The organism is Lysobacter sp. FW306-1B-D06B (genome assembly GCF_038446665.1).
In the GTDB taxonomy this organism is placed as follows: Bacteria; Pseudomonadota; Gammaproteobacteria; order Xanthomonadales; family Xanthomonadaceae; genus Lysobacter_J.
The window spans coordinates 1,441,973-1,454,466 of sequence record NZ_CP151802.1 but is presented as its reverse complement, the minus strand read 5'-3'; the positions used below and the strand labels follow the sequence as shown (position 1 = coordinate 1,454,466).

The following is a 12,494-nucleotide window of genomic DNA, read 5'->3' as shown; positions in this document are numbered from 1 at the left end:
AGGCGGACATTCAGAGTCCGCCGAACGCGACCAGGTCGGTATGGGCGCTTGCCTGGCGCATCGCCGCCAGCGGCGCGTATTCGGGCGATGTCAGCAAGCCACGAATCGCAGACATGTTTGGAAACTCGAGAAGGATCATATTGCGCGGGATCCAGCTTCCCTCGACGTACACCGGTGTTGCGTCGATCACCAACGCCTTTCCGCCGTACTTCTCGACAAGCGGGAGCGCGCGGCGGCGGTACTCTTCGATAGTGAACTCGTCTTCAATTTCAACGTTGCCGACAAGATATGCGGCCATGATGGTTTCTCCTGGGTGATTCGGAGGGCGCTTACCACTGCCGGTAAAGCACCATTCCTGCGTGGTAAAGGACGCCGTCCACGAAGTCGCCGTCCGCCGTGAAGCCGGTGTCGTCGACATACTCGATGTGGTCGCCTGTGAGCACGTAACTGCCTTGATACGCGCTCTGCTTGCGGCCTCGCGCTTCGTCGTACCGACCGTTGGCAAGAAGTTCGTGACGAATGTGACCGTCGGCTGTGACCCACATGCCAACATACGGATGAGTGTTCATCTGGGATGCTCGCTTTAATCAGTAAGGGCTTGCCGTCGGACGAACGATCAATTCGCTGACGTCGACGTCGTCTGGCTGCTCGATCGCATAAGCGATCGCGCGCGCGATTGCTTCAGGTGCCAAGGCCACCCGACGGAAGGCCTTCATGGCGTCGCGCGCTTGCGCATCGGAGATTGAGTCGGCGAGCTCGGATTCGACGACGCCAGGCGAGACGACCGTTACCCGAATTTTGTCCGTCTCCTGCCGCAGGCCATCGGAGATCGCACGCACGGCGTACTTCGTTGCGCAGTACACGGCGGCGGTAGGCGACACCGCGTGGCCACCGATCGACGAGATGTTGATGATGTGCCCGCGCCCGCGCGCCTCCATGCCGGGAAGGGTCGCGGCGATTCCGTGCAGGACGCCGCGAACGTTGACGTCGATCATCCGGTCCCACTCGTCGACATTGAGCGCGTTAAGTGGGGAGAGCGGCATGACGCCGGCGTTGTTGACGATCACGTCGGCAGGGCCATACGTGGCTTCGGCGAATGCAACGAACTCACGCACGTCGTCCAGCCTGGTGACGTCCAGCGAGCGGAACGCGACCTGACCGCCTGAACTGCGAAGCTCGTCGGCCAAAGCTTCGAGTCGATCGGTGCGTCGAGCGCCCAGAACGACACGGTGCCCTTGCTTGACGAGCAGACGTGCGGTGGCCTCGCCGATGCCGCTGCTGGCGCCGGTGACGAGAACGACTTTGGAAAGTGTGGTGGTGTTCATGTGAGGAGGTCCGATCAGTGGGTTTGCGCCGCTTCGGCACGCAAGACGAGAGCGCGGAAGGCGACTAGAGCGAGGGAGATGGCGAAGCGACTCATATGCCCTCTTTGCGTTTCTTGAATGCCTGGTCGACTCCAGGTGAGGCCATGCTAAGAAGCGGGGCCCGGGCCGCTAAGACCGGATCGTCTGCGGCTTTTGCCTATTTCTCTCGTGGCCTACACAGGCCGGTTTGCCTGTGGTGATATATGAGCAGGCCCGTAACCGGACAGACCCCAATGGGCGCATCTTCTTCTCAACCAAAAGGCGTAGACCGGCGTTCCCAGATGGTCGAACTGATCGGCCAGCTCGCTCCTTCCGACGGCTATACCAAGTCGGCGCTGGACGGCGTAACGCTGATGCGATCCAACCATGCACTGGCCAAGACGCCTGCGCTGTACGAACCGAGCATCGTCATCGTCGCTCAAGGCAGGAAGCGTGGATTCCACGGTGGCGAGACCTATGTCTACGACGCGCAGCACTACCTGGTCCTGGCCGTGCCGCTCCCATTCGATATCGAGACAGAGGCCAGTCCCGAGGAACCCATGCTCGGACTCGCGCTTCGGATCGATTCGACGGCTACTGCGGAGCTGGCACTTGCTCTTGACGAGGAGGCGCCCCACGAATCGTCACCGCCGCAGACATTGTTCGCGACCCGATTGGACGAACGAATCGGCGATGCCACCGTGAGACTTCTTGAAGCACTCACGTCGCCGGCGGACGCCCGCGTACTCGGGCCGGGCATCGTGCGCGAGATCACTTACCGGGTGCTCTCAAGCGAGCAAGGCGGCAGCCTGCGCGCTGCGTTGACACAAGGAAGCCACTTCGCCCGGATCGCGAAAGCGTTGCGGCGCATTCATGACCATTACGACGGCGACCTGGACGTCGCCACGTTGGCGAGCGAGGCCAATATGAGCGTCCCGGCCTTCCACATTCATTTCAAGGCGGTCACCGCAACCACGCCTATCCAGTACATCAAGGCGATGCGGCTCCATCAAGCTCGACTGCTGATGATCCGGAACGGGCTGAGTGCGAACACCGCCTCGGAGCGCGTCGGCTATGAGAGCGCGTCGCAGTTCAGCCGAGAGTTCAAGCGCATGTTCGGCCGCAGCCCCCTGGAGGAAGCCCGTCACCTCAAGGATGTGCTTAGCCTCGCGCCTCCGGTGCGCCACGCCACAAGCGAGCGCCGCGTGCTCGCGTCCTAGACGATCGGATGGTAGCGATGACCGCAGACGTACGTCATAGTTCCTCCGAAGCGCTCGACGAGTTGGTTCCTGGCACGCGCGTAGCCGCTGCCAAGGGCCGGGCGTGGAATGACCTTCTCGCTCAAGTCTTCGAGCGGAATCGCGTTCAGGACTGCCTGCTTATCCCGGCAGTTCCAGAGCCACTGATTGTGTGGATCCTGTCGGGGAGCGCTGTCGTGGAGGAGCGTGAACTGGGTGGTGAATGGGTCGCGAACCGCGTCTGCGCCGGTGACTTCTTCCTCACGAACGCACCCGAGCCCTATGAACTCAAATGGACAGCCGAGGGCGATCGCCCGTTCTCGGTCATGCACCTTCACCTGGGTCTCCAGCTGCTTCAGCGCGCTGCTGCCGAGGTCCTGGGGAAGGAAGTGCAGCTTGAGCTGCAGGATGTTTCCGGCGCTCAGGACGAGATACTTTCAGCGCTTCTTGAGCCGCTTCGCGTTGAGCTGATGTCGTCGAGAGAGCCCAGTGCCATGTTCGTCCAGGGGCTGGCGCAGAGTCTGGCCATCCACCTGGTTCGCCGCTATGGTCGCGCTCGCGAAACGGAAAGCCGGCCTCGCGGCGGGCTGCCTGCCTTCAAGCTGCGGCGTGTTACGGAATTGATGGAAGCGCAGCTCGACCAGGAGTTTCACCTGGCCCACCTGGCACGGGAAGTCGGACTCAGCGAGTTTCACTTCGGACGCGCATTCAAGAAGAGCACGGGCTACACGCCATCACACTTCTTCATTCGATTGCGGATGGAGCGCGCCCGCCAGATGCTGCGCGAGACCACGCGGCCCATCATCGAAGTGGCTCTTGACGTGGGCTACACGAGCGCGAGCCACTTTGCGCAGGTGTTCCGCCGGGAAGTCGGCGTGACGCCGCGCGAATACCGCGGCGAAACCTGATAGCAGAATCGCAACAGCGGCGGCAAGATCGCCGGAGATCCACCTTAGCGGAAGGCGCAACCTACGCTCCGTGCTGAAGCCGAACCCTCCCCGTCGGCGGCACTTCTCAAGGTGAATCTCATGAATCTCAACGGAAAAATCGCTCTCGTCACGGGTGCATCCAGTGGTATCGGCGCTGCGACTGCCCTCAAGCTGGCCGCCCAGGGCGTGAAGGTGGGCCTTGCCGCCCGTCGCATCGATCGTCTGCAGGAGCTGGTTTCGCAGATCAAGGCCAACGGTGGTGAAGCCGTCGCCATCCAGATGGACGTCGTCGATCCCGCGTCGGTGCAGGCCGGCGTCGATGAACTGATCACGGCCTACGGCACGATCGACATCCTGTTCAACAACGCCGGCCTGATGCCGATCTCCGACATCGAGACGCTCAAGACCGACGAATGGGCGCGGATGGTCGACGTGAACATCAAGGGCCTTCTGAACAGCACGGCTGCGGCCCTGCCGTACATGCAGAAGCAGCACTCCGGCCACATCTTCAACACGTCGTCGATCGCCGGCCGCAAGGTGTTCCCGGGTCTGACCGTGTATTGCGCCACCAAGCATGCGGTGACTGCCTTCTCCGAGGGTTTGCGTCTGGAGGTCGGCAAGAAGCACAACATCCGCGTTACCTGCATCCAGCCGGGCGCTGTCGATACCGAACTCTTCGAGCACGTCTCGGACAAGGGTTATCGCGACCAGATGGAAAGCCTCCGTGGCCAGATGGCCTTCCTCAAGGCCGACGACATCGCCGACACGATCCTGTTTGCCTTGCAGGCCCCGGACTACGTCAACGTCGCCGAGCTGTTTGTTCTCCCGACCGACCAGCCGTGGTAACGGCCCATTGATTCAGCTCATGCGGCCGCCGCTGTCAGGCGGCGGCCGCCTTCTGGAGATTGCACATGGCCATTGTCAGCAAGATTGCGTTCTTCGCGGCACGCCGCGGCCAGGAGGAACGACTCGGCGAGAGCCTGCTGGCGCTTGTGGCGCCTTCACGGGGCGAGGCCGGCAGCTTGCGCTATGAAATCTTTCAGGACGCAAGCGACGACGGGCTTTGGATTGCCGTTGAAGACTGGCGCTCGAACGAGGCCTATGACTCGCACATGGAGACCGAGTATGTCCGCGCTTTCCTGAGCATGGTTCCAAGCCTGTGCGACGGCGACCCCGACATTCGCACCTATCGCAAACGTTCAACGACTGACTCGCGCCCTGCGCCGAACCGCGAGGATTGACGAGTCTGTCAGAGAGGAGAGACACATGAAGACGTACGAGAAGAGGAGCTTTCCGCTCACCCAGGTTCGGCAGCTTCTGGAGCCGGGCCCGATCGTTCTGGTTAGCTCGCGCTGGAAGGGCGAGGACAACATCATGGTCATGGGGTGGCACATGATGCTGGGCTTCTCGCCGGCGCTGTTTGGCTGCTACATCTGGGAAGGCAACCATAGCTTCGAGATGATCCGACGCAGCCGGCAATGCGTGATCAACCTCCCCACCGCAGACATGGTGGATACCGTAGTGGCCGTAGGCAACTCCAGCGGCGCCGAGCGCATCAACAAGTTCGGTACATTTGGCCTCACGCCCGGGCGTGCGCAGATCGTAGACGCCCCGCTGATCACGGAATGCTATGCGAACTTTGAATGCAAGCTAGCTGACGATCGTCAGATCGACGAGTACGGACTTTTCATCTGGGAGATCGTGAAGGCGCACGTGGCCACTTCACCGAAGCGTCCCGAGACCCTGCATTACCGTGGAAACGGGGAGTTTATGGTTTCCGGGGGGCACATCAGTAGGCGCTCGAAGTTTAAGCCGCAGAACCTGTGAAGCGATGGCCCGGACTCGGGTTCAGTGGTCGTTGCCTGGACAGCGTAGTGAGAACTGGTCCCAGTCGGGTTGTAGGCCAGGGGGCCGTAGTTGCGGAAGCCATTCTTTTGCTCAGCCCCGCGTCGGAGGCGACATCGATGCCGGCGTTTACACCTCGCGCTGGCGGCATGCTGGCTGCGATCGTGTGCTGCGGCCGCAAACGCACCATCGCTATCAACGACGCCTGAAGAAAAGAGCAAGATCGCGACAGCTTCCACCAAAGCGCGGCAGATCTTCTCCCGCCATGCCGCGACTATTTGGCTGTGGCACTAACAACTTAAGGAGAACAGAAATGACTGAACTTACCAATGTGGCCTACTTCACGGCAAAGCCGGGCCGCTCACGGGACCTGGGTGATGAACTCCTTGGGCTCGTCGCTCCGTCCCGCGAAGAAGAAGGCTGCTTACGCTACGAGATCCACCAGTCCAATGACGTTCCTGACGTGTGGATGGTGATCGAGGACTGGCGGCACCACTCGGACTTCGACCTGCATATGAGTACGCGTTACGTCAAGGCTTTCATGGCGAAGGTCGCCGACTTGTGCGTCGAAGACGTAGAAATATGCGGGTACCAGCAACGATCCCCGCAGGCCTGAAATGGAAAGGAGTACTTGAAATGAGCACGCAAAACCCTAAAGTTTGGCTTGTAACCGGATGCTCGACCGGCTTCGGTCGCTGTATCGCGGAACACCTGCTGGAGGCCGGTGAAAAGGTTGTGGTCACAGCACGCAAAACTGACAAGATCGCTGATCTTGAACAGAAAGGAGATGCCCTGATCCTTCCCCTCGACGTTAGCGACAGGGAGCAGTGTCAGAAGGCTGTCGACGCTGCCCAAGCACGCTACGGTCGGATCGACGTGTTGATCAACAATGCCGGCATCGGTTTCTTTGGTGCTATCGAGGAAACTGAAGAACAGAATGCCCGCCGCCTGTTTGACGTAAATTTCTTCGGCACCGCGAACGCGATCCATGCAGTCCTTCCGCTGATGCGGAGTCGTCGAAGTGGCACGATCGTCAACCTGACATCGATCGGCGGTCTCGTCGGCTACACAGGCGTGGGCTACTACTGCGCCACCAAATTCGCGGTGGAAGGCCTATCGGACACGCTTCGGAAAGAAGTGGCCCCCCTTGGCATTAGCGTCATGACAGTAGAGCCGAGCGCCTTCAGGACTGAATGGGCAGGTTCGTCGAGTGAGGTCGTCGCGTCCATTGACGACTACGCTGACACAGCCGGCGAGGCACGCCGTGCTTACCATGCATCGGTCGGAAAGCAGGCTGGCGACCCGGCGCGCGGGGCGAAAGCCATCCGGGAAGCCGTGCTGGCGCCACAGCCTCCGCAACACCTTCCGCTCGGCAATGACGCCGCGGACGCTGCCCTGAAGAAGGCGGATGAGCTAAAGGCGAACGTCCTCGCCTGGGAAGCCTTGTCCCGTTCGGCCGACTTTCCGGCGAGCTAATCCATCCCGCTAAACCTATAGAGCAATCGTAACTGCGGCGGCGCAAGCCGCGCAGAAGGAAGGAGTGTGTGTCATGTCAAAGCGATTTGAAGGAAGAGTGGCTGTTGTGACCGGCGGTGGTTCCGGTATCGGCGCCGCCATTGCCACCCGGCTTCTCGAGGAAGGAGCATCCGTGATGATCTCCGGAAGAACCGAGAAGCGGTTGTCGGATACTGCCTCAAGAATGCCGGCCGACCGCGTTGGCATCTTTGTCGCCAATGTTTCCTCACGGCCGGACTGTGACGCTCTCGTCGCAGCGACCGTCGGGCGGTTCGGCCGTATCGATACTGTCGTCAACGCCGCCGGCATGAATCTCGTCGGCACTATAGACGAGACGAGCGATCAGGATTGGGACGAGTGCATTGCTTCAGACCTTTCGGGCGTCTTCTACATGAGTCGTGCAGCAGTTCCGCATCTCAAGGAGACCAGGGGTTCGATCGTTAACATCGGTTCCGTTTCATCCCTTGGTGGGGGCTGGAGCCATGCGGCCTACAATGCAGCAAAGGGCGGCGTCGCAAACCTGACCCGCTGCGCCGCCTGCGACCTCGGCAAGTTCGGCGTCAGAGCAAATACAGTTGCACCTGGACTGACTGTCACGGGCATGGTCGAAGCCATCATGGATGATGACGCGCTTCTCGAAAAGGCCTGGGACCGTATTCCGCTGAGACGGGCAGGCCGACCTGAAGAGATTGCCTCGGCGGTCGCTTTTCTTGCTAGCGACGAAGCTGCCTGGATCACCGGGATTGTCTTGCCGGTTGATGGGGGGCAGACCTGCACGGATGGGGGTCCGGAGTGGGGCAAGTAGGGGCGCGAGAAGCCCGGACCATCGTCCGGGCTTTTCGTTCGATCGAGTGCTTTGCTTTGTGATGACAGGCCCTTGCAACGGAGGGTCGAACGCAAGCAGGCCTACAAGGACAGCGAATGGGCCAAGGAGAACGTTTTGATCGCGGTGGCCGGTGCATCGGGCGCCGGTACCAGCAATCAGGCATCCGCTATCGGCCAGGAGTCGACTCTTCGGGCTTACAGGTACTTCGCCTTGAAGTTCCGGCGCCAGGTGCGCCATCGGCGTCCGCCCCAAAAGGAGAGCCGGCATCCACCAGCCAGGTCACGCAGCCCCAGGCCGCGGCCGACATCGCGGGGATACCGCCCGGAACGGTGATGACGCCGGGCTTTGTCGAAGCGGCAGGTCGGATGATGGCGCGACCATCAGCGGCGGCCAGACCTTCGTGCTCGCGGGTGCGCTGGCGCAAAACAGCGGCAACACGGCGATCGACGCGCTGGTGCTCGGCATCAGCACGGACCCGCTGGGTCAGCCCACCAACGGCACGCTGCTCGTATCGGGCGGCTCGCTGACGATCGACACCAGCCTGACCATCGGTTCGTTCGGCGCCATCGGCCAGGTGAACCAGAGCGGTGGCGACGTGCGGATCTTCGCCGGCTGCGGCGATGTTGCGCGATGCGCTTCGTTGAACATCGGCAACCAGGGCGGTACGGGCACGTACACCATCTCCGGCGGATCGCTGGTCTTCGACGGTCCCGGCTTCGTCATCCTCGGCCGCAACGACGGCGCTAACGCTAGCACCGGCATCCTCAACCTCAGCGGCACCGGGCAGGTGACGGTGAACCAGGGCCAGATCGTCGTCGGCAACAACCTGGCCGCGAGCAATCCCGGCAGCGGCACCATCAACCAGACCGGCGGCACGTTCACCGTCGCCAACGCCGCGAACCTCTTCCTCGGCGGCAGCGGCACCGGCACCTACAACCTGGCCAGCGGCACGTTGCAGATCGGCGGCTCGTCGCTGACACACAGCTACCTCAACCTGGGCGGCAGCTACGCGTTCAATCTCAGTGGCGGCACGGTGCAGGTCATCGGCTCGACGTTGAACACCAGCGTCGATGCCACGCTGCTCGCCGGCACCACCTCGACGATTGATACCAACGGCTTCGGCGCTAACTGGTCGGGTGTGTTGTCGGGCGGTGGTGGCCTGACCAAGACAGGCGTCGGCACGCTGACCCTGACGCAACCGATTGGCTACAGCGGCCTCACCACGATCTCGGCCGGCACGCTTGCGTTGACCGGCGCGAGCCAGGTGTTCAACGGCGGCGTCCTGGTCGATGCTGCGGGCATCTTCGACATCGCTGCGGTGACAGGTTCGATTCCTCCGGCGTTCCCCGGACCGGCCATCGTGCTGCCGAGCCTCACCGGCACCGGCACCGTCAACGTCGGCACCACGTCGCTGGCGTTGAACCTTGCCAGCAACGAAGCGTTCGGCGGCGCGGTCAATCTCGGCGGCGAAGGCTGACTGCCCGCGCACGGACTGTTCATCAAGACCAGCGCGGGCACACTCACCGTGGACGGCGCCACGTTCAGTGGCGGCCAGACCCTGGTGATGGATGGCGCGTTCTCGCAGTCGAGCGGCAACACCGCAATCGATGCACTCGTGCTCGGCCTGAGCATCAATCCAGTGACGGGCCTGCCCTCGGCAGGCACCTTGACCGTGAGCGGCGGTTCGCTGGCGGTGGACACCAGCCTGCAAGTCGGCTCGTTCGGCGCCACCGGCCAAGTGACGCAGACCGGCGGCGATGTGCGCATCTTCGCCGGCTGCGGCGACATCGCGCGATGTGCTTCGCTCAACATCGGCAACCAGGGTGGCACCGGAACCTACGACATCTCCGGTGGATCGTTGACCTTCGACGGCCCCGGCTTCTTCATCCTCGGCCGCAACGACGGCGCCAACGCGAGCATCGGCACCTTGAACCTCGGCGGCACCGGCGTGGTTGCGGTGAACCAGGGCACGCTCGTCGTGGGCAACAACCTTGCCTCCAGCAATCCCGGCAGCGGCACGATCAACCAGACCGGCGGAACGCTCGCCATCGACAACGCGGTCACGATGTACCTGGCCGGCAGTGGCAACGGCACCTACAACCTGCTCGGCGGCACGTTGCAGATCGGCGGCACGTCGCTGGCGCACAACTACCTCAACCAAGCCGGCACGTATGCCTTCAACCTCGGCGGCGGCACCGTGCAGGTCGCCGGCACGGCGCTGACGACGGACGTCAACGTCACGCTGCTTGCGGGCAGTGCGTCGTCGATCGATACCAACGGTCTGGGCGCGACCTGGTCCGGCGTTCTTTCCGGTCCTGGCGGACTGACCAAGGGCGGCGCCGGCACGCTGGCGCTGATGGCCGTCAACACCTACGCCGGCCCCACCGCCATCAACGCCGGCACGCTGCAGTTGGGGGTCGATGGTGCATTGCCCACCGGCACCGCGTTGGTGGTGAACAGCGGTGGCACGCTGGACATGGCCGGCTTCGATACGACGGTCGGCGATCTCACCGGAAACGGCGCGATCGCCAACGGCGGTGGCACGCTCAGTGCGGGCGCGGCGGCTGACACTACCTTCGGCGGCGTGATAAGCGGCGCGAGCGGCTTCATCAAGCAGGGAAGTGGAACCCTGGCGCTTTCGGGTGCCAACACCTACAGCGGTGGCACCACGGTCGCAGCCGGGACGCTGCAACTGGGCGCCGGCGGCGCCAGTGGCTCGGTCGTCGGCGACATTGTCAACAACGGCACGCTGGCGGTGAACCGATCCGACACCTTCACGCTCGACGGCACGATTTCCGGCACGGGCGCCCTCGTGCAGCAGGGAACGGGAAGGACGGTTCTGTCGGGAGTGAACACCTACAGCGGCGGAACGCAGATCAACGCCGGCACGTTGTCGGTCGCCTCCGACGCCAACCTTGGCGCGGCGATGGGGCCCATCACGTTCGATGGCGGCGCGTTGGCCAACACGGCTGCATTCGTGCTCTCACGACCGATCACGCTCGACAACGGCGGCGGAGCCTTCGACACGGTTACCGACCTCACCGTCAGTAGCGCGATCACCGGACCGGGCGCATTGACCAAGGCGGGCAATGCCACGCTGATCCTCACCGGAGACAATACCTACACCGGTCCGACCAGCGTCAACGCCGGCACCCTGCAGGCCGGCGCCGCCGGCGCGTTCGGCGCGACCTCGCAGATGACCGTGGCGGCGGGCGCGACGCTGTTCCTGGATGGCATCAGCCAGACCTTCGCCAACCTCGACAACGCCGGAACGGTGCAGCTGGCCGATATAGGCGCCACGCCGGGGACCAGCGTGACCATCACCCACAACTACCTCGGTCGCGGCGGCGCAATCGCCCTGAATACCGTGGTCGAAAGCGACGACTCCCCCACCGACAGGCTCGTGCTCGACGGGCCCGATGCCAACGCCACCGGAGCCACGCGACTGTTGATCACCAACGTCGGCGGCGAAGGCGCCATCACCGAAGACAACGGCATCGAAATGGTCCACGCCCACAGCACCACCACATCCAATGCGTTCACGCTCGGCGCGCCCGTGTTTGCCGGACCTTACGAGTACACCTTGCAACGCAGCAGCTTCGACGACAGTGCGCCGGAGAGTTGGTTCCTGCGCTCCACGATCGACTGCAACGCGCCGGACGCCCCATCGTTGCCGTGCGACGACGTCGAACCGGGGCCTGGGCCTTCCCCACCGCCACCGAATTATCGCCGCGAGGTCTCGCTGTACGCGGCGCTTGCGCCTACCGCGCTGCAATACGCACGCACCCTGCTCGACACCCTGCATGAGCGCACTGGCGAGCTCGACCAACTGCGCGGACGTAGCGACCTCGGCAGCGGCCCGGGCCTGGAAGGCAGCTGGGGCAGGCTCATCGGCGTGGACGGCGAACGCGAAGGCCGCGACGGCATTTATGGCGAAGGGCCGACGTACGACTACCGCTTCTTTGCGTTGCAAAGGGGCGTCGATCTGCTGCGTCGCGAGCGCGATGGCGGCCACAGCGATACCGCGGGCGTGTACTTCGCCCTGGGACTGGCCAAGAGCGACGTGAAGCACTACGACGGCACCCTCGCCGGCGACAACTTCATCGAGGGTTACAGCCTGGGCGGCTACTGGACGCATTACTGGCCCAACGCCGCCTACCTGGACGGCGTCGTGCAGGCGACGTGGGTCGATGCGCGATCGAATTCCTCGCGCCCCCTGCCATCACTGGAGAGCGATGGCTGGAGCGGTGCGGTGTCGCTCGAAGGCGGGTACCCGTTCGGCATGGGTGGCAGCGGCTGGATCATCGAGCCGCAGGCACAACTGGTGTACCAATCGATCGACATGGACGACGTCGCGGTAATCAACACGCAGGTCCGCTTCGACGACGTGACTTCGTTCGCAGCGCGTCTTGGCGCACGCGCCGCAAGGAGTTGGCAGCGGGGCGACGCCACCGAGCCGCTGCAGCTTTCCGGCTGGGCGCGATTGTCGGCCTGGCATGACTTCGAGGGCGAACCCGAAACCGAGTTCTCAACTGCGATCGGTTTCGCCGCATTCCCGACCGACATCGGCGGTAGCTGGGGTGAGTTCAAAGTGGGCCTCACCGCCGAAATCAGCCGCAACCTTTTCATATTTGCGAGCGCCGGCTACCAGCAGTCGGTCGATGGAAGCGACACGCATGCGTGGGACGGAAAACTGGGAATTCGGGCGAACTGGTAGCGTGACGAGCGCTCCGCAACGTTCGTCTGGCCGCACCTCATTCGAGGCTGTCCACTCCTTTAGCTCGCATGCTCGCAGGTC

The 12,494-nt window shown here is 63.1% G+C and carries 12 protein-coding genes and 1 pseudogene; 10 read left to right on the top strand and 3 right to left on the bottom strand.

Annotation, left to right across the window (positions count from 1 at the left end):
- Positions 1 to 10: 10 nt before the first annotated feature.
- From AAFF32_RS06680 to AAFF32_RS06670, 3 genes and pseudogenes are all read right to left on the bottom strand, one after another.
- Positions 11 to 298: a DUF1330 domain-containing protein gene (locus AAFF32_RS06680; RefSeq protein WP_342316878.1), complete on the bottom strand. Its 288-nt coding sequence runs from the start codon at positions 296 to 298 to the stop codon at positions 11 to 13.
- Between the two features lie 31 nt (positions 299 to 329).
- Positions 330 to 560 (bottom strand): annotated as a pseudogene (locus AAFF32_RS06675) (Atu4866 domain-containing protein); the annotation flags it as partial.
- Positions 561 to 587: 27 nt separating this feature from the next.
- A complete protein-coding gene (locus tag AAFF32_RS06670) occupies positions 588 to 1,325 on the bottom strand; it encodes an SDR family oxidoreductase (protein WP_342316877.1) in 738 nt (245 codons plus the stop codon).
- Positions 1,326 to 1,645: 320 nt separating this feature from the next.
- On the opposite strand from AAFF32_RS06670, the gene AAFF32_RS06665 reads away from it, so the two are divergent.
- From AAFF32_RS06665 to AAFF32_RS06620, 10 genes are all read left to right on the top strand, one after another.
- The gene (locus AAFF32_RS06665) at positions 1,646 to 2,563 is read left to right on the top strand and encodes an AraC family transcriptional regulator (RefSeq protein WP_342316876.1); all 918 of its coding nucleotides are present in this window, start codon (positions 1,646 to 1,648) and stop codon (positions 2,561 to 2,563) included.
- A 17-nt stretch (positions 2,564 to 2,580) separates the two neighbouring features.
- Entirely contained in the window at positions 2,581 to 3,489 is a 909-nt protein-coding gene (locus AAFF32_RS06660; protein ID WP_342316875.1) for a helix-turn-helix domain-containing protein, read from the top strand.
- Between the two features lie 120 nt (positions 3,490 to 3,609).
- Entirely contained in the window at positions 3,610 to 4,356 is a 747-nt protein-coding gene (locus AAFF32_RS06655) for an SDR family oxidoreductase (RefSeq protein WP_342316874.1), read from the top strand.
- A gap of 65 nt (positions 4,357 to 4,421) precedes the next feature.
- Entirely contained in the window at positions 4,422 to 4,751 is a 330-nt protein-coding gene (locus AAFF32_RS06650; RefSeq protein WP_342316873.1) for a putative quinol monooxygenase, read from the top strand.
- A 25-nt stretch (positions 4,752 to 4,776) separates the two neighbouring features.
- Positions 4,777 to 5,337, top strand: coding sequence for a flavin reductase family protein (locus tag AAFF32_RS06645; RefSeq protein ID WP_342316871.1), 561 nt, complete (start codon positions 4,777 to 4,779; stop codon positions 5,335 to 5,337).
- 331 nt (positions 5,338 to 5,668) lie between these two features.
- Entirely contained in the window at positions 5,669 to 5,971 is a 303-nt protein-coding gene (locus AAFF32_RS06640; protein ID WP_342316870.1) for a putative quinol monooxygenase, read from the top strand.
- 20 nt (positions 5,972 to 5,991) lie between these two features.
- On the top strand, positions 5,992 to 6,831 hold the full coding sequence (locus AAFF32_RS06635; protein ID WP_342316869.1) for an oxidoreductase: 840 nt from the start codon (positions 5,992 to 5,994) through the stop codon (positions 6,829 to 6,831).
- Between the two features lie 73 nt (positions 6,832 to 6,904).
- Positions 6,905 to 7,675 carry an SDR family oxidoreductase gene (locus AAFF32_RS06630; RefSeq protein WP_342316868.1) on the top strand — a complete coding sequence of 257 codons (771 nt, stop codon included), beginning with the start codon at positions 6,905 to 6,907 and terminating at the stop codon, positions 7,673 to 7,675.
- A gap of 421 nt (positions 7,676 to 8,096) precedes the next feature.
- Positions 8,097 to 9,173 (top strand): autotransporter-associated beta strand repeat-containing protein, encoded by a 1,077-nt coding sequence (locus AAFF32_RS06625; protein ID WP_342316867.1) that lies wholly within the window; start codon positions 8,097 to 8,099, stop codon positions 9,171 to 9,173.
- Positions 9,174 to 9,221: 48 nt separating this feature from the next.
- The gene (locus tag AAFF32_RS06620; RefSeq protein WP_342316865.1) at positions 9,222 to 12,413 is read left to right on the top strand and encodes an autotransporter outer membrane beta-barrel domain-containing protein; all 3,192 of its coding nucleotides are present in this window, start codon (positions 9,222 to 9,224) and stop codon (positions 12,411 to 12,413) included.
- Positions 12,414 to 12,494 lie beyond the last annotated feature (81 nt).